Genomic DNA, 18,444 nt, shown 5'->3' with positions numbered 1-18,444 from the left:
GGCCCGGACGGGGGCCGGTCAGGCGGGGCCGGGGGCGCTCAGCGGATATCCCAGGCGGGCGAGTTCGCGCCCGGCGATGCGCTCGACCTGCTGGGCCTGCTTGCCGCTGAGGCGGGTCCGCCAGGAGCCGACGGCGCGGTCGCGGTGCTCCCGGTCCACCATGCGGACCAGGCCGGACAGCGTGACCTTGGAGACCTGGGCGCCGAGAAAGGCCGACAGGTCCGGGGCGACGCGGCCGGGCCGGCTGACCAGATCCTCGTAGCGCACCGTGAACAGCTGCTCGTCCGGGGTCTGGGCGCGCAGCCGGGCGCTCAGCCGGACGGCGCCGCGCCAGCGCAGCGCGCATTTCACCGCCAGGGACGCGCCGGACCAGCGGTGCCGCTCGGTCTCGTCCTCGACCCCGAGGAAGGGGTTGGGGAAGACCTCGTCGAGGTTGGCGAAGCCCGGCTTGAACCACGCCAGGCACCGCTCGTCGCCGAGCATGTCCCCGACGACGTCCCGCCCGTCCCGGATGATCTGGAGCAGCAGCGCGTCGGGGAAGGCGTCCAGCAGCACGTCCGCGCTGTAGAGCAGGTCGGGCGAGGCATCGGCGAAGCGCTGCACGCCCCGCTCCTGCACGCACGGTCCCGGGCCCGGGACGCCGCTCATGTCCCGGCATTCGGCCGGGCATTCGGCGCAGGCCTGCGGGGAGATGCGCCACGCGTCGGCGTAGGCGTCGCGCAGCACCCGGGCGGCCCCGCGTTCGCGGTCGGCGGCGATGGCCGGCCGCCGTGCGAAGGCGTACGTCACGCGCAGCACGTCGGGCCGCCCGGCCGTCAGGTGGAAACCGGTGGAGCGCTTGAGCGCGCGCGCCAGGAGGTCCGTGCCGGAGTGGGGGGCGCCCAGGACGAACACCGGCTGGCTGACCTTGGTGCCATTAATCACCAGGATGTGCGACGTGGACCTCATAGTTGTCACCAAGTGTGGCACCTCACAGGGCCTGGTGTGGCACTGCGCGAGCATCCCCGCCGGTGCCTAGGCTGGACGACCATGGAGACCCTCCGCACCTGGCTCCCGCGGGCGACGGCGATCACGGTGCTCACCGGTGCGGGCGTCAGCACCGACAGCGGCATCCCCGACTTCCGCGGCCCGCAGGGCCTGTGGACCAGGGACCCCTCGGCCGCGGCGCTCTCGTCCCTCGACAGCTACCTCGCCGACCCCGACGTACGCCGCCGGGCGTGGCGGGCCCGGCGCGACCATCCGGCCTGGCACGCCCGGGCCAACCGCGGCCACGCGGCCCTGGTGGACCTGGAGCGGGCGGGCCGCCTTCGCGCGATCGTGACGCAGAACATCGACGGGCTGCACCAGGCCGCCGGGTCGAGTCCCGAGCGCGTCATCGAGATCCACGGCACGATGCGCGAGGCCGAATGCCTGACCTGCGGGCTGCGCACCCCGATGCCCGAGGTGCTGGCGCGCGTCGACGCGGGGGAGCAGGACCCGCCGTGCCCGGACTGCGGCGGCATCCAGAAGTCCGCCACGATCTCGTTCGGCCAGGCGCTGCGGACCGAGGTGCTGGAAGCGGCGATCGCGGCGGCGCGCTCCTGCGACCTGTTCCTCGCGGTCGGGACCTCGCTCACCGTCCAGCCCGCGGCCGGGCTCTGCCTGGAGGCGGTCGATCAGGGCGCGCGGCTAGTGATCATCAACGCCCAGCCGACCCCGTACGACGAGGTCGCGGACGCGGTGCTGCGCGCCCCCATCGGCGAGAGCCTGCCCACGCTCGTGGACCTCGTCGTCAACAACCTCTAGCAAAATGCATTGATATGTGATCATCTGACATTATGGCGGCGAAATCGGCTGGCGCGGTGTGAGAACAGAGGTCTTCCGTTACGGAGGTTTCTCCTGACAAGCTCTACTCCGTCGCGTATCAAGGAGGGGTCGATGGGCGGGGGCGCTCACGGCGGAGACCGCCCCGAGAAGGGCTCCGCAGAGCTTCGGGTGCGCCGGCCGGCGCACCCGATCACGGCGGCTGGTGCGTCATGACCCAGCCCCACCCCGAGGACGGCGCGCTCGACTCGCTGGTCGTGCTGGTCGCGGAGAGCCTCGGTTACTCCTGCCGCAGAGTGCCCGGGGACGTCATGCTGCTCGAGGGCGCCAACCGGCTGCACGTGAGCATGCGCAACCTCCGCCAGCTGGCCCGGCTGGTGCCCCGTGACGACTGGCCGGCGCTGGTGTCGGACCACGTCTCGACGATCGTGACGGCGATCGAGGAGCCCCTCGACCTCAGCAACTTCGACCTCGCCCAGCATCTGCTGCGCACCCGCATCTATCCCGCCGAGGCCGACAACGGGGTGCTCGCGGCCAGGCCCTTCGCCCCCGGCCTGATCGAGGCGGTGGTGGTCGACACGCCGACCACCGTCCGCACGGTGACCCTCGAGGAGGCACGGTCCTGGCCGGTGTCGCTGGAGTCGCTGTTCGTCCTCGGCCGCGCCAACGTCCGCTCCGACGGCCCGCTCCAGTGCGACGAACACGAGGCCGGTGAGGTCCGGTTCTCCGTCCTGCACGGCTGGACGTTCTACGCCGCCACCCACGCGGCGTGGCTGGAGGAGTACCTCGACCTCGGGCACTACGGAGCGCTGGTCGTGGTGCCCAGCCGGAGCATGATCGCCGCCTATCCGATCCAGGGCCCCGTCGCGGCGGAGCCGTGGGCGGCCCGCCCGGGCGGGTACGGCCCGGTGGTGCTGGCGGCGGCGGAGCTGCAGGCCCAGGCGCAGCAGGCCTACGAGGAGGGCCCTGGTTCGCTGAGCCCGCATCTGTTCTGGTGGCGGGCGGGCGACCTGACACTGCTGGAGACCCGGTACGACGGCGACTCGGTGGTGCTGCCGGAGGACTTCCTGGCCGTGCTGAGCACGCTCACCGCCGAGCCCGGCTCGTCCTAGCGGTCCCCGATCGGCGCCCACGGGCCGTCGTGCCCGTCGAGGTCGTAGGCGGTGCGGATCAGGGGGACGTGGCTGAAGGCCTGCGGGAAGTTGCCCACCTGCCGGCGCAGCCGCGGGTCGTACTCCTCCGCGAGCAGGCCGACGTCGTTGCGCAGGCCGAGCAGCTTCTCGAACATCACCATCGCCTCGTCCTCCCGGCCGATCAGGCGAAGGGCGTCCGCCATCCAGAACGAGCACGCGAGGAAGGCGCCCTCCTCCCCGACGAGCCCGTCGGCCGACACTCCCTCGGTGGTCGGGTAGCGCTTGATGAACCCGTTGTCCCTGAGTTCGCGGCCCACCGTCTCGACGGTGCCGATCACCCGGGGGTCGTCGGGAGGCAGGAACCCGACCTGCGGGATGAGCAGCAGCGCCGCGTCGACCTCGGTCGAGCCGTAGGACTGGGTGAAGGTCATGCGCACCGGGTCGTAGCCCTTCTCACACACTTCCTGGTGGATCTGGTCGCGGATCCGCCGCCAGTGGTCGACCGGGCCGGGCCTGCCGAACTCCTCGACCATCCGCACCCCGCGGTCGAAGGCCACCCAGCACATCACCTTGGAGTGCACGAAGTGCCGGCTGACCCCGCGGACCTCCCACAGCCCCTCGTCCGGCTGGGACCAGCGGGGTTCCAGGTACTTGAGCAGGGCGGTCATCATGGCCCAGACGTGCGTCGCCGGCTCGAGACCGGCGCGCGCCGACAGGTACATCGAGTCCATCACCTCGCCGGGCACGTCCAGCTGGAGCTGGCCGAAGGCGCCGTTGCCGACCCGTACGGGCTTGGAGTCCTCGTATCCGGGCAGCCAGTCGACCTCCCATTCGGCCAGCCTGCGCTCGCCCGCGACGCCGTACATGATCTGGATGTCGTCGGGGCTACCGGCCACCGCCCGCAGCAGCCACTGCCGCCAGGCCTCGGCCTCCCCGGTGTAACCGCTGCGCAGCAGCGCCTCCAGCGTCATGGTGGCATCGCGCAGCCAGCAGTAGCGGTAGTCCCAGTTGCGGATGCCGCCGACCGTCTCCGGCAGGGAGGTGGTGGCGGCGGCCACGATGCCCCCGGTCGGCGCGTAGGTGAGCGCCTTGAGGGTGATCAGCGAGCGGATGACCGCGTCCCGCCACTTGCCGTCGTAGGTGAACGACGCCACCCACTCCAGCCAGAGATGCTCGGTCTCGACCAGGGCGAGCAGCGGATCGACCGGCTCGGGCGGGGGCAGGTGAGAGGGGTGCCAGGTGAGCACGAAGGGGATCTGCTGGCCGGCGGTCACCGTGAACTCGGCGGTGTGGGCGAAGTCGTGGCCCTCGAGGTCGAGCGGGGAGCGCAGCCAGATGGAGTCCGGTCCGGCGATGCCGGCGATCACGCCCTGCTCGACGTTGCGCATCCACGGCATGATGTGGCCGTAGTCGAAGCGCAGCCGGAGCTCCAGCGTCATCGGCACCGTGCCGGTGATCCCCTCGACGATGCGCACCACGTCGGGGGCCTCGCCGCGGTGCGGCATGAAGTCGGTGATCCGCACGATGCCGGTGGGGGTCTCCCACTCGGTCTCCAGGATGAGCGTGTCGTCGCGGTACCGCCGGCGGGAGGACATCGGATCCACGTTGGAGGGGGCGATCCGCCAGTGCCCGTTCTCCTCGTCCCCGAGCAGCGCGGCGAAGAAGGCGGCGGAGTCGAAGCGCGGCAGGCACAGCCAGTCGATGGAACCGTCGCGGCAGACCAGCGCCGCGCTCTGCATGTCACCGATCAGCGCGTAGTCCTCGATGCGTCCCGGCATGGGTTCCCCTCGTGTGAACTGGACATGGATGGGCGTGACCTGGCCCTGGCGGATGGGGATGTAGGTACCGTAACGCGGCCGGACCGGCACCGCTCCGGTGGTCCACTGACCGGGGATACGACCCCGCGATGACGGAAAACAACGTTCGTCACCAACATCCCGATATGAGCTAACCGCCTTTGGACCGTTCTGACCGATATAGGAGATCTATACATGGGCAGAAACTTGCAAAGCCTTGCCTTGGTATCTGTTCGTCACGGGTCAGACGTGCGACCTTGGCAGGACAGAGCCTGCTCTTGGCGACGCGGCGACCTTGGAGCGTGATGCATGCGGATTCGTGACATTCTGCGGGGCAAAGGGGATGCGGTGGCGACAGTGCGTCCCGACAGCACGGTCCGCGAGCTCCTCGCCACGCTGGCCGAGCACAACATCGGTGCCGTCGTGGTCTCCGCGGACGGCGATGCGATCGACGGTATCGCCTCGGAGCGGGATGTCGTACGGCGCATGCACGAACGCGGAGCCGAGCTGCTCACCGGGCAGGTCTCGGAGATCATGACCACGACGGTCCGCACCTGCGGCCTGAACGACATGGTCGCCGACCTCCGGCGGATCATGACCGAGCACCGCATCCGGCACCTGCCGGTCGTGGCGGACGGCAAGCTGGTCGGCATCGTCAGTATCGGCGACGTCGTCAAGAGCGCCATCGACGAGCTCGAGACCGAGCGCGAGCAGCTGGTCGGCTACATCCAGAGCTGATCGCGGCCGGTCCGGCAGCCAGAGCGCCTCGGGCGCGGGACGCCGCTGAGACGCGCTGCTCAGACAGCTCGTTCAGACGTAGGTGGGCAGCAGCCGGGCCGGCGGGGCGCTCTCGAGGTCCTGGTAGGCGGCGCCGAGCCGTCCGACGGCGTCCCGCAGCACCGCGGGCGGCAGCACGAACGGCAGCCGCACGTAGTCGTCGAGCACCCCGTCGGTGCCGAACGCGGGGCCGGGCACGATCCGCACCCCCCGCCGGAGCGCCGTCTCGGCGAGCGGGACCGCGACCGGCGCGGGCAGCCGCGCCCACAGCGACATCCCGCCCTGCGGCAGCCTGAACCCCCAGTCCGGCAGGGTCGCGCGCAGCGCCCCGGCCAGCGCGTCACGGCTCTCCGCGAGCTGCCGCGAGCGCTCCGCCCGGACCTCGCCGACCCGCTCCAGCAGCTCTCGCACGATCAGCTGATCGAGCACCGGGCTGGCGATGTCGATGGACTCCCGGGCGATGGTCAGCCGGCGGGCGATCGGCGACGTGGTCCGGATCCAGCCGATCCGCAGCCCGCCCCAGAACAGCTTGCCCGCGGAGCCGACGCTGATCACCCGCCCGCCGGTGTCGTAGGCGGCCAGCGGCGGGGGGACCTCGGGCGGGTCGATGGCCAGCTCGGCGAAGGTCTCGTCGGCCACGACGTAGCAGTCCGCGCCGCGGGCGGCGGCGACCAGGGCGGCGCGGTCGGCGGCGCTCATGAGGTGGCCGGTCGGGTTCTGGAAATCGGGGATGGTGTAGGCCAGCCGGACGGCGGCCTGCCGCAGGCTGCTGGCCACCAGCTCGATGTCCCAGCCGGCGTTGACCCCGGCGGGGACCAGGCGGGCGCCCCGGCGGCGGACGGCGTCGAGGGCGTGCGGGTAGGTCGGTGACTCCAGCAGCACCGCGTCGCCGGGGTTCACCAGGGTCTGCGTCAGCAGGGTGAGCGCGTGCTGGCCGCCCGTGGTGACCACGATCTGGTCGGGCCGCGTGGGCAGGCCGCGCTCGGTGTAGCGCCCGGCGATGGACTCGCGCAGCGGGACCAGCCCGGCGGGCTCGTATCCGGGGCCTGAGCTGTAGCGGGGCAGCTCGGCGACCGCCGCGGCGACGGCCTCCTCGAAGATCTGCGGAGCGCCCGGGGCGGCACAGCCGAGGTCGATGTCCTGCGGCCCGGTGAGCGCGTGCGCCGTTCCGAACCGGCCGGCGTCCGGCGCGGTCATGGGGCTCGGCGGGAGCGTGGTCCAGCTGCCCGCGCCCTGCCGGCTCTCGATGAAGCCCTCCGCCCGCAGTGCGTCGTACACGGCGGTGACGGTGGTCCGGCTGACGCCCAGCACCGCGGCCAGGTCGCGCTCGGCGGGCAGCCGGACCCGCAGCGGCAGCCGCCCCTCCAGCACCAGCCCGCGCACCGCCCTGGCCAGCGCCGCGTAGTAGGGACGCTCGGCCGGGACGTCCTGGAGGAGCCGGCCCAGCTGAGGACCACTGATGTGTCGTGCGGTCATGAAAGCCACTTTTCCAGATTGGCTATACAACTTCAAGGCCACTTTCGGGCTATATAGAGGGGTCTGGTGGGCTTCGCCGTGAGGCTCGGCAGACGACAACGCGAGAGGACGCCGCAATGGCCCTGTTGGTGCGCCGGTTGGTGCAGCTCTACACCGGACTGGCCCTGTACGGACTGGGCATCGCGCTCCAGGTGTCATCGACCCTGGGCAACGACCCCTGGGACGTCTTCCACCAGGGGCTGTCGCGGCGGTTCGGGCTGTCGATCGGCACCTGGATCGTCATCGTGGGCGTCCTGGCCATGCTGCTGTGGATCCCGCTGCGCCAGCGGCCGGGGGTCGGCACGATCAGCAACGCCCTGCTGGTGGGGGTGTTCGCCGACGTCTTCCTGGCCGTGCTGCCGCATCCGGCCGGCCTGCCGCTGCGCTGGGGTTACCTGGTCGCCGCGATCCTGGTCGGCGGGTTCGCCACCGGGCTGTACATTGGCGCCGGGCTCGGCCCGGGCCCGCGGGACGGGCTGATGACGGGGCTGGCGGCCCGGGGGCACTCGATCAGGGTGGTGCGCACCGGCATCGAGCTCACGGTGCTCGTCGCGGGCTGGCTGCTCGGTGGCACGGTCGGGGTGGGCACCCTGCTGTACGCCGTGGCCATCGGCCCGCTGTCGCACTTCTTCATCCCGCTCCTGGCGATCAAGCGGCCGGCGCCAGCCCCGAGACCGGAGCCCGAGCTGGAACCGGCCGTCCCCTAGCGGTGGCGCCGGCCCGTGGGCGCCGCGGCCGTGAGCCGGCCGGTGCTGGCTCCGTGCCGCCGGGAACGCCGGCCCTGCCGCGGATCAGGTGCCCTCGGGGGCGTCGTGGGGGTCGCCGGTCGCCGAGATCTGCGCGGCGGCCTCCGGCTCGATGCCCTCCGCGGCGGGCGAGACCGGGGGACGCCCCTCCTCCCGGCGCCACGCCTCGAACGCCGCCGTGGTGGCCAGCACGATCGCCGCGCCCAGGATCCAGCCGGCGACCACGTCGCTGAGGTAGTGCACGCCGAGGGCCACCCGGCAGGCCCCCGCCACGAGGGTGATCACCGTGGCGGCCCCCCAGGCCAGCCATCGGCGAGCGCCGGGCAGCAGCGGGAGCAGGATCAGCACGATCATGGCGCAGCCCAGCGCGGCCGTCATCGCGTGACCGGAGGGGAAGGACCCGCCGGGGGCGTGCGCGATGGCGTCCAGGAGCCTGGGCCGGGACCGGCCGACGAGCACCTTGACGGCGAGGCCGATGAGGCCGCCGGCGACGACGGTGCTGGCCGCCCACAAAGCCAGCCGCCGGGCGCCGCGGTAGGCCAGCCATCCGGCCATCGCCAGGATGACCCCCCGGAACAGCCAGGGGTGGAAGAGGTAGGACGAGGCCCGCAGGGGACTCACCAGGCCGGGGTGCTGCAGCACGTAGGAGTGCAGTGACGCGGTGGCGTCGTCGTCCAGGCGGCGCAGCGGCTCCCAGTGGGTGTCGACGAGGGCCAGCAGCGCCGTGAAGGGCACCGCGACGATGAACACCGCCGCGGAGGCCAGGCCCAGCCGCATGCCCAGCTTGCCGTCGCGGCCGAATCGGGGAAGGGACAGGGAGGACATGCAGGCCCCCCTACCCGCCGACATCGGGTTCTACCGTTGTGTAGTACATCACGTCCGCTCACCCCTCGGCGGCCGCCTCCGGCGTCGGCTCGGCGACGCGCTCGGCCGGGGACGGGGCCCGGTCCAGCACCTGCCGCAACCCGGGCCTCCCGGCGTCGAGCTGGAAGGAGGCCCGGGTGAAGACCGGGGCGCCGGGGAGACTGACGTAGGGGACCACGCGGAAGTCGGCCCTCAGATGGTCCGGCGTCACCGTGCACCGGACGTAGCCGCGGTGGTTGTCGAAGAACCTCAGATGCGGGTTCTGCGCGAGGATGATCTCGGTGTCGGTGTGCGTGTCGGAGCCGTTGCCGCCGCTGCTGATCGACGTGCCCACCAGCTCCGCGCCGACGGTCGCCGACTCGGGGTCGCCGAAGTCGGACTTCAGGTCGGCCGCCCAGTTGGAGTGGACGTCCCCGGTGAGCACGACCGGGCGGATGCGCCGCTCCGCGAGGGTCCTCAGCAGCCGGGCGCGGTTGGCCGGGTAGCCGTCCCAGGAGTCGAGCTGCACCTGGTCCGCGGGAGGAAAGGCCCGCGGGGAGAAGAAGACCTGCTGGGCGATGATCTGCCAGCGTGCCCGCGACCGGGTGAGCCCGTCGGCCAGCCAGTTCTCCTGCACGTCACCGAGGATGGAACGGGCCGGGTCGTGCCGTTCCGGCCCGGGGACCGTGGCGCCGCCGGGGACCGGCGGCGCGTTGCGGTACTGACGGGTGTCCAGCACGTGCAGGTCCATCAGGTCCCCGTAGCCCAGCCGGCGGAACAGCCGCATCTGCGGCCCCCGTGGCAGCGCCGACGCCCGCAGCGGCAGGTGTTCGTAGTAGGCCTGGTAGGCGGCGGCCCGCCGGGCCGCGAAGCCCACCGGGTCGCCGCGGTCGAGGTAGTTGTTGGCGACGTCGTGGTCGTCCCAGGTCACGATCCACGGCGCGGCGGCGTGGGCCGCCTGCAGGTCCGGGTCGAGGCGGTACAGCGCGTGCCGCAGCCGGTAGCCGGTCAGGTCCACCGCCGGTCCCTGGCCGTGGCCGCGGGCGTCCCCGCCGAGCGCGGGCGGATGTTCGGCGGCGCCGTACTCGTAGATGTAGTCGCCCAGATGCAGGACGACGTCGAGGTCCTCGGCGGCCAGGTGCCGGTAGGCGGTGAAGAACCCGTGCTCGTACATCTGGCAGGAGACGAAGGCGTACCGCACCTGCTGCACGGACCGCTCCGGAGCGGTCCGGGTGCGGCCCACCGCGCTGACGTCGCCGCCGGTCAGGAACCGGTAGAAGTAGTCGCGGCCGGGCCGCAGCCCGCCGACCTCCACGTGCACGCTGTGGGCGAGCTCGGGCCGGGCGATCGTCTCGCCCCGCCGGACGACCTCACCGAACCTCTCGTCCGCCGCGACCTCCCAGCGCACCGGGACCGCCTGCGGTGCCATGCCTCCCGGGGCCGCCGGGTCCGGATGGAGCGGCATGGGCGCCAGCCTGGTCCACAGCACGACCCCGTCCGGCGTCGGGTCACCGGAGGCCACCCCGAGCTGGAAGGGGTGGGCGGGGAAGCGCGCGAGGCGCGCCGGCCGGGACAGGTACGGTCCCGTACCCATGATCAGACCGGTGCCGGAGAGACTGGAGAGAAAGGTCCTGCGATCCACAGGAGACGACACTGGCGTCCGCGCTCGCCGTCGCGGAGGCGGACACGGGAGAGCGGAGCCGGGCTTTGGTCATCCTTAACCGAAAGGCGACCGGAGAGGCGCGGAATGCGCGCCGGACGCAGGGTCTGAGATGTCCCGGTAGGTTACGCTCGCGTAATGTCCCTCCGCCGGAAAGGCGGTTCCGCGAGAGACAGGGAGATGGTTCGGCGTGCCGGACAACGAGTGGATGCAGGGTGGCCCGGACGAAGAGGCGCCGGTGGCGGGCATCGACATCTCCACGCCGAGCTTCGCCCGCGTCTACGACTACTTCCTCGGCGGCAAGGACAATTTCGCCGTCGACCGGCAGGTGGCCGACATGGTGCTGCAACTCGTGCCCGAGGCGTCCGTGGTCGCGCGCGGCAACCGCACGGCCATCGAGCGCGCGGTGCGTTACCTGGCCGGCGAGCTCGGCATCCGGCAGTTCATCGACCTCGGCTCGGGCCTGCCCACCTCCAGCAACGTCCACCAGTTCGCCAAGGACTCGATCGCGGACGCCCGGGTGGTCTACGTGGACAACGACCCGATCGTCCTGGCGCACGGCCGGGCGCTGCTCGCCGAGGAGGGGGTCGCCGCCGTCATCCAGGCCGACCTCTACGAGCCGGAGAAGATCTTCTCCGAGTCGGTGCTCACCGAGTTGATCGACCTCTCCGAGCCGGTCGGGGTCATCCTCGCCGCGATCATCCACCACGTGCCGGACGAGCGGGATCCGCGCGGCGTCGTCCAGAGCCTGCACGAGTTCGTGGCCCCCGGCAGCCACTTCATGCTCACCCACCTGCACGACTCCGGCGACGACCCGCGGGTGGAGGAGGCCAAGAAGATCCTCCAGCAGGGTCTCGGCGGCTCCTACTTCCGCAGCGTCGCCGAGATCGAGGGCTTCATGGCCGGGCTGACGGTCCTGGAGCCCGGGGTGGCGCATGTGACCGCCTGGCGTCCCGACGCGCCCGCGGGGCCGCTGGAGCATCCGCTGCACAGCCAGATGGTCGCGGTGATGGGGCGCAAGGACTGATCACGTCAGCCGGGCGGCCCCGGTGTAGACGTTCATCGACGTGCCCCGCAGGAATCCCACCAGCGTCAGCCCGGACTCCGCGGCCAGGTCCACCGCCAGCGACGACGGCGCCGACACCGCGCACAGCGCGGGGATCCCGGCGATCACCGCCTTCTGGACCAGCTCGAACGACGCCCGTCCGCTGACCATGAGCACCTTCCCGGTCAGCGGCAGCAGGTCCTCGCGCAGCGCCCAGCCCACGATCTTGTCGACGGCGTTGTGCCGCCCGACGTCCTCGCGCACCGCCAGCAGCGCGCCCTGGTCGTCGAACAGCCCCGCCGCGTGCAGCCCGCCGGTCCGGTCGAACACCCGCTGTGCCTCGCGGAGCGTGTCCGGCAGGCCCGCCAGCACCTTCGGATCGAGCCGTACGCGGTCGGCCTGCAGGTCGTAGGGGGCGCGGTGCCGGAGCGCGTCGATGCTCGTCTTGCCGCAGACGCCGCAGGCGCTGGTGGTGTAGAAGGCGCGCTCCGCCGAGCCGTCCGGGGGCGCGACCCCGTCGGCCAGGGACACGTCCACGACGTTGTAGGTGGGCTCGCTGGCCTCCCCGGTGTCCGCGCAGACCCGCATGGCGGTGAGGTCCGCGGCGGCGCCGACGACGCCCTCCGCAGTGAGGAAGCCCGCCACGAGGTCGAAGTCGTTGCCCGGGGTGCGCATGGTGACCGTCAGCGGGCGCCCGGCGACCCGGATCTCCAGCGGCTCCTCCGCCGCCAGCGTGTCCGGCCGTTCGTTCCGCCGCGCGGTCCCGTCGATGCGCAGCACCCGCCGCCGTACAGTCACCCTGCCCATGGCCCGAGCTTATGCCGCCCGGATCGGCATCCGGGCGTGCCGCCGCACCGCCTGCCCCCGGCCCGCCGCGGGGACCCCGGGATCAGTACGGGTCGTACCCGCCGGCGATGGCCGCCGGTGAGGTCATCAGGTAGTCGAGGGCCTTCTGGGTGGAGAGCACCTTCGACGGGTGGTGGCCGGGCCTGAGATAGATCGGCGCCTCGCCGAGCAGCATCCGGAAGACCCCGGGCACATGGCCCTTGCGGACCGACCTGCGGTATTCGCGCAGGAACCGCAGCTTGGTCATCTTGCCCTTGATCGTGCTGTCCTGGGTGACCAGGTAGTAGCCGCCGCCGAGCAGCGCCCAGTAGAGGAAGAACAGCGAGACCCCCCAGGCCACGACCCGCGTGGGGTAACGGCCGCCGAGGTGCTGGTAGACGTCGAAGACGACCGAGCGGTGCTCGACCTCCTCGGCGCCGTGCCAGCGCAGCAGGTCCAGCATGGTCGGGTCCACGCCGGCCGCATCGAGGTCCTTCGCCCCCATGATCCACTCACCGAGCACCGCCGTGTAGTGCTCGATGGAGGCGACCGCCGCCAGTTCGAACATCAGCAGCCGGCGGGCCTTGCGGGGCGACATCTTCGCGCGCTGGCCGGGGCGCTCGTCGTTGCCCTTGTTCATCTGGTCGGTGATCTTGCGGGTGTCGATCCCGTTGGTCTCCAGCAGGTTGTCCAGGACCCCCTGGTGGGAGCGGGCGTGCACCATCTCCTGGCCGATGAAGCCCTTGATCTCCTCCCTCAGCTTCGGGTCGGTGACCTCGGGCAGGGCGTCCTTGACGCACTGGATGAACCACCGTTCGCCCGCGGGCAGCACGATGTGGAAAGAGTTGATCAGATGGGTGCCCACCGGGTCCCCGGGAATCCAGTGCAGCGGAGTCTTCTCCCAGTCGAACGAGACCCGGCGCGCCTTGATCGGCGGATGCCGCTCGTCGATGTCGAGTACCCGCCCGTCCTGCGTCTGCCCCTCGTCCATCGATCTCCCTCGGATCCGTGTCGCCATGTGCCGCAGGGGCCGACCGATGTCAGCCGTGTCCCAGCAGGCACTATGGCGTGCCAAGGCCCCTCAAAATAGAGTATTTCCCAACAACTTCTGACCTCGATTGGCCGTTCGTCTCATAACTCCGCCGTGTGCTCTGCCAGCGGGCCCGACGTCCCGGCCGCTGTCCTCTTGTGGCCGGGACGGTTGCCACTGGTGCCCGGGACGAGAGCCGGCGGAGCATCGGGGCATATCACGACAGGCAACGACCCCCCGCCCTCAAGCGATCCGCTCTGGGACCCGGCGGTGGGCCCGGCCGTGTGCTCCGAGGGGAAGAACGACATGTGGAAGATCATTTTGGTGCCCGCCGCGCTCACGCTGGCGCTGGCGACCGGCTGCAGTTTCAGCGTCGGGGACAAGAGCGTCGACAAGGGCAAGGTCGAGCAGACGATCAGCGACAAGCTGGGCCCGCAGCTCGGCGGCGCGCCGCAGTCCGTCAGCTGCCCCGGAGACCTGAAGGGCGAGGACGGCGCCACGATGGAGTGCACGATGGTGACCGCCGGCGGCGCCTCCCGCAAGGTCGTGGTGGAGGTGACCTCGATCAGCGGTGACACGGTCAACTTCAAGCTGAAGACGGTCTGACCGGGACCCAGGGTCCCGGAGATCTTGCCACGTCCTGCGGCGGGCGGACGGTCCAGGCTGCGGTGGAGACCGCGAAATACAAACAAGAGAAAGGGGTGTCGCATGAAAGCGCTCCCCACCTGGACGCGACTCGTCGCAGACGGGACGACGACGGTCCTCGTCAACTTCGTGTCCATGTTGATGCCGCCGTTCCGCAGCGGTGTGGTGACTCACGAATTCATCCGGAAGGAGCTGGAGAGTCACCTCTCCTCTCCCGCGGTGAAAGTCGCCAAGAGGTTCGTGAGCGTCGCTTCACAGGACGACCTGCTGCCCTGTCACACCGTCCTCGTCGCGACGGACACCTCGCTGCGCCTTGAGGTGTACGCCAAGATGGCCTACTTGCGGACGTGGGTTGCTCGGGCGGCGGCTCTGATCCTGCTCTATCCCTGCGGTACCTACGCTGTCGCAGAGAATGGACCGGTGGAGGGCGCAAGGATCATCTGGGTCGAATTCCCGAAATGACGGGCTGAATCACCTGCGCCTCGGCTCTTGACCGGAGCCGATGGATGAACGCCGGGACCGGCTTCCGCTCTCTTCGAGAGCGGGGGCCGGTCTCCTTCGCCGGACCGCCTGCCGGTCGTGGCCCGTATTTGCCGCGACGTGAGCCTGTTTTGACCTGGTATCAGACCATGCTGGGAAGAGCTCATGACGTTCTTTCCCTGAGGTCGGGTGCCCAGCATGAATCAGTCTTTACGGGTCCGGATCGCGTTGCTGGCCGGCACCTTCGCCGCGCTGTTCTGCCTCGTCGTGAGCGTGTTCGTGGTGGTCGCCGTGCGCGACGGCAACTCCCGTCACGGACAGAACCAGATCATGGCGGCCATGGACCAGGTGCAGTACCACTTCAAGCAGGGCGCGCTCCCCAGCACGCTGGTGCGGAGCGGTGACGAGGCGGTCCAGGTGCTGAACCCCCAGGGAAGGGTCGTCTCGGCGACCCCGCAGCTCGCCGGCAGGCCGCCGATGGCGACCTTCGTACCGGCCCCGACGCAGGTGCGCGCCAAGCGGACCCTGTGCCCGCCCGCCGGTCTCGAGGGCTGCATGGCCGTCCTGGCGTACAAGCTCTTCCGGCCGGACGGGCCCTGGCTGATGTACGCCGCGATTCCGGTGAACCCCTGGTACGCCAACTCCACCCTGGCGTTCTCCCTGGCCGCCGGGTCGTTGCTGCTCATCGTGCTGATGTCGGTGGGCGGCTATCACGTGGTCGGCAGGACGCTGGCGCCGGTGAACGCCATCCGGGCCCAGATGGACGAGATCACGGTCGCCGGCCTGGCCGGCCGCCGGGTCGTCCCGGTGCCCAGGAACCGGGATGAGATCAGGATGCTGGCGACGAGCGTCAACGCCGCGCTGGACCGGCTGGCGGCCGCCTGCAGCCAGCTACGGCGCTTCACCTCCGATGCCTCACACGAGGTCCGCAGCCCGCTCACCGCCATGCGGGCCCAGGTGGAGGAGGCGCTGATGTACCCGGACGACACCGACTGGCCCGAGGTGGGGCAGGCGGTGCTCGCGGCCGTGGACCGGCTTCAGTTGCTCGTCACCGAGCTGCTGTTCCTCGCCCGGCTGGACGCGGGCCCCTCGCTCACCACCGAACGGACCGACCTGGCCCGGCTGGTGGAGTCCGATCTGGATCGCCGTTCCTCCCCGGTGAACGTCGTCAGGCGGCTGCAGAAGGGGGTGTTCGCCCAGTGCGACCCGCTGCGCATGAGCCGTCTGCTGGCCAACCTGATGGACAACGCCGAACGCCATGCCCGCTCGCAGATCATGGTCTCGGTGCGCGCCGACGGATCGTCGGCGATCATGGAGGTGGCCGACGACGGCCCCGGGATCGCCCCCGAGGCACGAAAGGTGGTCTTCGAGCGCTTCACCCGGCTCGACACCGCCCGTGACCGGGAGGCCGGGGGCTTCGGGCTGGGATTGGCCATCGCCCGGGAGATCGCCGAAGTGCACCGCGGCACGCTGACCATTGAGGACAGCGAGCGGGGAGCCCGCTTCGTCCTGCGCCTGCCCCGGTGCGACGTGCCCTCGGCCGGCGACGGCGCAGCGCCTTGCGGGCCGGCCGTAGAGCACGATCTTCAAAAGGCCGATCGCTCGCCGGAAGGGTGACCGCGGGCGGCGCCTCCCGCGAGGCCGTGGTGACCGTCACCTCGGGCGGTGGCCCTCCTCGAGCAAGGGCGGCGCCGGAGCCCGATGTTCTAGCCTGCCCGCATGTACCCCTACAGGCTCGAGGGCCTCGATCCAGAGTCCGGGCAATGGGTCCTCATCGCCAAGAAGTACGGCCGGTTCACCGCATACGCCGGCTTCTCCAAGGCGGTGAAGTCGGGGCGGTGGAAGGCCGTCAGGGTGATCGTGGTCTTCAGGTTCTGGCGCGCCTGACCGATGCGCCGGCATCGGGTCCCCCTCAGTCCCTGATGCCGCGGGGGCGGGGGGTCCGCCAGTCGTAGCGCATGGCCAGCATCCGCAGCACGAACGTCAGCAGCACCGCGCCGGAGGTGACCAGCGGGCCGTGCGCCTCCAGCGCCCCCGCCGTGGCGATGGTCGCGCAGCCGATCATCGCCGGAAGCGCGTACCACTGCCGGTCGTAGAGCACCGACGGGATCTGCCCGCTCAGCATGTCGCGCAGGATGCCGCCGCCGACCGCCGTGCAGACCCCGAGCATCGCCGCGTGCACGGGCGACAGCCCGTAGGACAGTGCCTTGAGCGTCCCGGTGACCCCGAACAGGCCCAGCCCCGCCGCGTCGAACACCATCATCGCCGGCAGGATCCGGGTCACCTGGGGGTGCCAGAAGAAGACGATGGCGGTGGCGAGCAGCGGCACGAGCACGTACGGCAGGCTGGTGAAGGCGGTCGGCGGCACCGCTCCGATCACCAGGTCGCGCAGGATGCCGCCGCCCAGCGCTGTCGTCTCGGCCAGCACCACCATGCCGACCACGTCGAGCCGTTTGCGCACGGCGGCCAGCGCCCCCGACACCGCGAAGACGAAGATGCCCGTCAGATCGAGGACGTCCGGGAACAGATCTCCCGACACCGTCATGGAACCCCCATGCCCGCACTCTGGCAGGCCGCGGGCCCTCCGGCGTACCGGCGCGCGGGCAGGTGCCGCTGACGAGATCTCATTGCCTCGGCGGCCTGTGCACGGACGGTGCTGGTTGCAGGCACACAAACCAGATCTGACGAAAGGAATCTCGCATGGACGAGATCCGAAAGCCGACACTGCCGGACGGTGTCAGCGAGGAAGAGCACCAGGAGGCCGTGGCGGCCGGTATCGGGCGCTACCTCGAGGGACGGGCGGCCGGTGCCTCCCACGCCGAACTCGTGGAAGCTCATGCGGCGGACTGCAACATGGGGCGCTACGTCATGGCGCGGAGCTTCGGCATCCCGCATGCCGAATCCCTGGAGGTCTGCGCGGAGGGCATCCGGATCCGCGTTTACCTCGAGACGATCGAGGCCGGCGCCTCGCACGCCGAACTCATGGAAGCCCGGCGGGCACAGGGCGTCTGGGACGACGTCTATCTCGATGCGCTCAAGGCCGGTGTCTCGCACGCCGAGATCATGGAGGCCGTTCGGGCCGGACTGTTGAACAATCGCCTGAACCTCTACGTGGAGGCCCGGGAGAGCGGTGCCTCGCACCTCGAGGTGATGGAAGCCGTTGCCAGGGATTGCCTCCTGGGTTCCTACGCAAGGGCGCGTGCGGAAGGCACGAGCCACGCGGAGGCTCTGGCGAAGTCCCTGCGGGACTGAGGTACTGAACACGTGGACCGGCTCCCCCGCGGGGGCCGGTCCATTTCGGTTCGGCCGGTCGCGGGCCCGAGCGCTTCTCCTCAGCTGAAGTGCGAGTGCGGGCGCTCCTGCAGGACGCCGTCCACGTAGATGTCGACCTTCTCGTTGTAGAAGGCGACCAGCCCGGCCACCTTCTGGCTCTCCGCCAGCGGCGCCCGGTACGACCAGGCCAGGTCGGGATGGAGCTGGTCACCGGCCCGGATCGCCCAGGTCTCGGCCGTGCCCTTGTACGGGCAGTGCGTGACCGTGTCGGTGGGCTCCAGCAGGTCCATGCGCACGTGCGGCTTGGGCAGGTAGTAGCGGACCGGCAAACCGGTCTCGAACAGCAGCCGCGGGCTGCCGGACTCCGCGACCGTCACCCCGTCGACCTCCACCCGCACCCGCCGCGAGGAGGCCAGCACGTCCACCCGCTTGTACGGGTCGCGCGGGTGGACGAAGACCTCCTCGTCCTCCTCGAACCAGCCGTCGAAGGCCTCCCACTCCAGGCGGAACAGCCCGCGCAGCTCCTCGATGGGGGAGTCGTGGTAGCGCAGCGCGGCCCCGCGGACCTCCTTGCCACCGGCCTTCACGGTGTAGAGGGCGCCGTCGCCCCGGCTCGGCGAGTGCTTGGCCTCGCCGTCGGGGGTGAACAGATCCTCCCGGACGTCCGCGGCGGGGAAGTAGTACGCCGGGTAGTAGGGGATCTCCCACACCAGGACCGGGGCGGTGGTGTCGGCGACCACCTCGCCGCCGAGATAGACCCTGACTCGCTTGGCGCTGGGTTCCAGCCGGACGCTGCCGCGGTTCGCGCTCATGTACGAACCAACGTCTCCGCCCGTACGGCTATTTCACGGCTCCGTGATCATGCAGTCGTTC

At 71.0% G+C, this 18,444-nt stretch carries 19 protein-coding genes; 10 read left to right on the top strand and 9 right to left on the bottom strand.

Features of this window, described 5'->3' with window-relative positions; genetic code table 11:
• Positions 1-18: 18 nt before the first annotated feature.
• Positions 19-948, bottom strand: a complete 930-nt coding sequence (locus ACRYCC_RS18860; protein WP_433813754.1) for a sulfotransferase family protein — start codon at positions 946-948, stop codon at positions 19-21.
• Between the two features lie 81 nt (positions 949-1,029).
• Here ACRYCC_RS18860 and ACRYCC_RS18855 point away from each other — a divergent pair, with 81 nt between their 5' ends.
• Positions 1,030-1,785 carry an SIR2 family NAD-dependent protein deacylase gene (locus tag ACRYCC_RS18855; RefSeq protein WP_433813752.1) on the top strand — a complete coding sequence of 252 codons (756 nt, stop codon included), beginning with the start codon at positions 1,030-1,032 and terminating at the stop codon, positions 1,783-1,785.
• A gap of 230 nt (positions 1,786-2,015) precedes the next feature.
• Complete coding sequence (locus ACRYCC_RS18850; RefSeq protein ID WP_433813750.1) at positions 2,016-2,915, top strand: DUF1444 domain-containing protein; 900 nt, start codon at positions 2,016-2,018, stop codon at positions 2,913-2,915.
• Here the strand turns inward: ACRYCC_RS18850 and ACRYCC_RS18845 are convergent.
• Entirely contained in the window at positions 2,912-4,714 is a 1,803-nt protein-coding gene (locus ACRYCC_RS18845) for a glycoside hydrolase family 15 protein (protein ID WP_433813748.1), read from the bottom strand. The genes ACRYCC_RS18850 and ACRYCC_RS18845 overlap by 4 nt on opposite strands.
• A gap of 327 nt (positions 4,715-5,041) precedes the next feature.
• Here ACRYCC_RS18845 and ACRYCC_RS18840 point away from each other — a divergent pair, with 327 nt between their 5' ends.
• The gene (locus ACRYCC_RS18840; protein WP_433813746.1) at positions 5,042-5,470 is read left to right on the top strand and encodes a CBS domain-containing protein; all 429 of its coding nucleotides are present in this window, start codon (positions 5,042-5,044) and stop codon (positions 5,468-5,470) included.
• A gap of 72 nt (positions 5,471-5,542) precedes the next feature.
• On the opposite strand, the gene yczR is transcribed toward ACRYCC_RS18840, so the two are convergent.
• A complete protein-coding gene (yczR, locus tag ACRYCC_RS18835; protein WP_433813744.1) occupies positions 5,543-6,985 on the bottom strand; it encodes a MocR-like transcription factor YczR in 1,443 nt (480 codons plus the stop codon).
• A 116-nt stretch (positions 6,986-7,101) separates the two neighbouring features.
• On the opposite strand from yczR, the gene yczE reads away from it, so the two are divergent.
• Entirely contained in the window at positions 7,102-7,731 is a 630-nt protein-coding gene (gene yczE, locus ACRYCC_RS18830; protein ID WP_433813742.1) for a membrane protein YczE, read from the top strand.
• A gap of 84 nt (positions 7,732-7,815) precedes the next feature.
• Here the strand turns inward: yczE and ACRYCC_RS18825 are convergent, their stop codons facing one another.
• Entirely contained in the window at positions 7,816-8,595 is a 780-nt protein-coding gene (locus tag ACRYCC_RS18825) for a phosphatase PAP2 family protein (protein WP_433813740.1), read from the bottom strand.
• Between the two features lie 58 nt (positions 8,596-8,653).
• Positions 8,654-10,207 carry an alkaline phosphatase D family protein gene (locus tag ACRYCC_RS18820; protein WP_433813738.1) on the bottom strand — a complete coding sequence of 518 codons (1,554 nt, stop codon included), beginning with the start codon at positions 10,205-10,207 and terminating at the stop codon, positions 8,654-8,656.
• Positions 10,208-10,463: 256 nt separating this feature from the next.
• On the opposite strand from ACRYCC_RS18820, the gene ACRYCC_RS18815 reads away from it, so the two are divergent.
• Positions 10,464-11,300, top strand: coding sequence for an SAM-dependent methyltransferase (locus tag ACRYCC_RS18815; protein WP_433813736.1), 837 nt, complete (start codon positions 10,464-10,466; stop codon positions 11,298-11,300).
• Here ACRYCC_RS18815 and fdhD read toward each other — a convergent pair whose 3' ends face one another.
• Both fdhD and ACRYCC_RS18805 read right to left on the bottom strand, forming a co-directional pair.
• Positions 11,301-12,125 (bottom strand): formate dehydrogenase accessory sulfurtransferase FdhD, encoded by an 825-nt coding sequence (gene fdhD / locus ACRYCC_RS18810; protein WP_433813734.1) that lies wholly within the window; start codon positions 12,123-12,125, stop codon positions 11,301-11,303.
• Between the two features lie 82 nt (positions 12,126-12,207).
• Positions 12,208-13,134, bottom strand: coding sequence for a metal-dependent hydrolase (locus ACRYCC_RS18805; RefSeq protein WP_433813732.1), 927 nt, complete (start codon positions 13,132-13,134; stop codon positions 12,208-12,210).
• 345 nt (positions 13,135-13,479) lie between these two features.
• Here ACRYCC_RS18805 and ACRYCC_RS18800 point away from each other — a divergent pair, with 345 nt between their 5' ends.
• From ACRYCC_RS18800 to ACRYCC_RS18785, 4 genes are all read left to right on the top strand, one after another.
• Positions 13,480-13,779, top strand: coding sequence for a DUF4333 domain-containing protein (locus ACRYCC_RS18800; protein ID WP_433813730.1), 300 nt, complete (start codon positions 13,480-13,482; stop codon positions 13,777-13,779).
• Positions 13,780-13,881: 102 nt separating this feature from the next.
• Positions 13,882-14,280 (top strand): hypothetical protein, encoded by a 399-nt coding sequence (locus ACRYCC_RS18795; RefSeq protein ID WP_433813728.1) that lies wholly within the window; start codon positions 13,882-13,884, stop codon positions 14,278-14,280.
• Positions 14,281-14,496: 216 nt separating this feature from the next.
• On the top strand, positions 14,497-15,915 hold the full coding sequence (locus ACRYCC_RS18790; protein ID WP_433813726.1) for a sensor histidine kinase: 1,419 nt from the start codon (positions 14,497-14,499) through the stop codon (positions 15,913-15,915).
• Between the two features lie 102 nt (positions 15,916-16,017).
• The gene (locus ACRYCC_RS18785; RefSeq protein WP_433813724.1) at positions 16,018-16,185 is read left to right on the top strand and encodes a hypothetical protein; all 168 of its coding nucleotides are present in this window, start codon (positions 16,018-16,020) and stop codon (positions 16,183-16,185) included.
• 25 nt (positions 16,186-16,210) lie between these two features.
• Here the strand turns inward: ACRYCC_RS18785 and ACRYCC_RS18780 are convergent, their stop codons facing one another.
• Positions 16,211-16,843 (bottom strand): trimeric intracellular cation channel family protein, encoded by a 633-nt coding sequence (locus ACRYCC_RS18780; RefSeq protein ID WP_433813722.1) that lies wholly within the window; start codon positions 16,841-16,843, stop codon positions 16,211-16,213.
• 155 nt (positions 16,844-16,998) lie between these two features.
• Between ACRYCC_RS18780 and ACRYCC_RS18775 the strand changes: the two genes are divergently transcribed.
• Positions 16,999-17,550, top strand: coding sequence for a hypothetical protein (locus ACRYCC_RS18775; RefSeq protein WP_433813720.1), 552 nt, complete (start codon positions 16,999-17,001; stop codon positions 17,548-17,550).
• 80 nt (positions 17,551-17,630) lie between these two features.
• Here the strand turns inward: ACRYCC_RS18775 and ACRYCC_RS18770 are convergent, their stop codons facing one another.
• Positions 17,631-18,383 (bottom strand): DUF427 domain-containing protein, encoded by a 753-nt coding sequence (locus tag ACRYCC_RS18770; protein ID WP_433813718.1) that lies wholly within the window; start codon positions 18,381-18,383, stop codon positions 17,631-17,633.
• Positions 18,384-18,444: the final 61 nt, after the last annotated feature.

The sequence above is a fragment of the Actinomadura scrupuli genome (assembly GCF_050971785.1).
GTDB lineage: Bacteria > Actinomycetota > Actinomycetes > Streptosporangiales > Streptosporangiaceae > Actinomadura_E > Actinomadura_E scrupuli.
The sequence above is the reverse complement of the archived record's forward strand: the minus strand, read 5'-3'. Positions and strand labels throughout refer to the sequence as shown.

Coding starts and splice junctions, on each gene's coding strand:
- ACRYCC_RS18860 (WP_433813754.1), bottom strand. CDS start 948: ATGAGGTCCACGTCGCACATCCTGGTGATTAATGGCACCAAGGTCAGC.
- ACRYCC_RS18855 (WP_433813752.1), top strand. CDS start 1,030: ATGGAGACCCTCCGCACCTGGCTCCCGCGGGCGACGGCGATCACGGTG.
- ACRYCC_RS18850 (WP_433813750.1), top strand. CDS start 2,016: ATGACCCAGCCCCACCCCGAGGACGGCGCGCTCGACTCGCTGGTCGTG.
- ACRYCC_RS18845 (WP_433813748.1), bottom strand. CDS start 4,714: ATGCCGGGACGCATCGAGGACTACGCGCTGATCGGTGACATGCAGAGC.
- ACRYCC_RS18840 (WP_433813746.1), top strand. CDS start 5,042: ATGCGGATTCGTGACATTCTGCGGGGCAAAGGGGATGCGGTGGCGACA.
- yczR (WP_433813744.1), bottom strand. CDS start 6,985: ATGACCGCACGACACATCAGTGGTCCTCAGCTGGGCCGGCTCCTCCAG.
- yczE (WP_433813742.1), top strand. CDS start 7,102: ATGGCCCTGTTGGTGCGCCGGTTGGTGCAGCTCTACACCGGACTGGCC.
- ACRYCC_RS18825 (WP_433813740.1), bottom strand. CDS start 8,595: ATGTCCTCCCTGTCCCTTCCCCGATTCGGCCGCGACGGCAAGCTGGGC.
- ACRYCC_RS18820 (WP_433813738.1), bottom strand. CDS start 10,207: ATGGGTACGGGACCGTACCTGTCCCGGCCGGCGCGCCTCGCGCGCTTC.
- fdhD (WP_433813734.1), bottom strand. CDS start 12,125: ATGGGCAGGGTGACTGTACGGCGGCGGGTGCTGCGCATCGACGGGACC.
- ACRYCC_RS18805 (WP_433813732.1), bottom strand. CDS start 13,134: ATGGACGAGGGGCAGACGCAGGACGGGCGGGTACTCGACATCGACGAG.
- ACRYCC_RS18800 (WP_433813730.1), top strand. CDS start 13,480: ATGTGGAAGATCATTTTGGTGCCCGCCGCGCTCACGCTGGCGCTGGCG.
- ACRYCC_RS18795 (WP_433813728.1), top strand. CDS start 13,882: ATGAAAGCGCTCCCCACCTGGACGCGACTCGTCGCAGACGGGACGACG.
- ACRYCC_RS18790 (WP_433813726.1), top strand. CDS start 14,497: ATGAATCAGTCTTTACGGGTCCGGATCGCGTTGCTGGCCGGCACCTTC.
- ACRYCC_RS18785 (WP_433813724.1), top strand. CDS start 16,018: ATGTACCCCTACAGGCTCGAGGGCCTCGATCCAGAGTCCGGGCAATGG.
- ACRYCC_RS18780 (WP_433813722.1), bottom strand. CDS start 16,843: ATGACGGTGTCGGGAGATCTGTTCCCGGACGTCCTCGATCTGACGGGC.
- ACRYCC_RS18775 (WP_433813720.1), top strand. CDS start 16,999: ATGGACGAGATCCGAAAGCCGACACTGCCGGACGGTGTCAGCGAGGAA.
- ACRYCC_RS18770 (WP_433813718.1), bottom strand. CDS start 18,383: ATGAGCGCGAACCGCGGCAGCGTCCGGCTGGAACCCAGCGCCAAGCGA.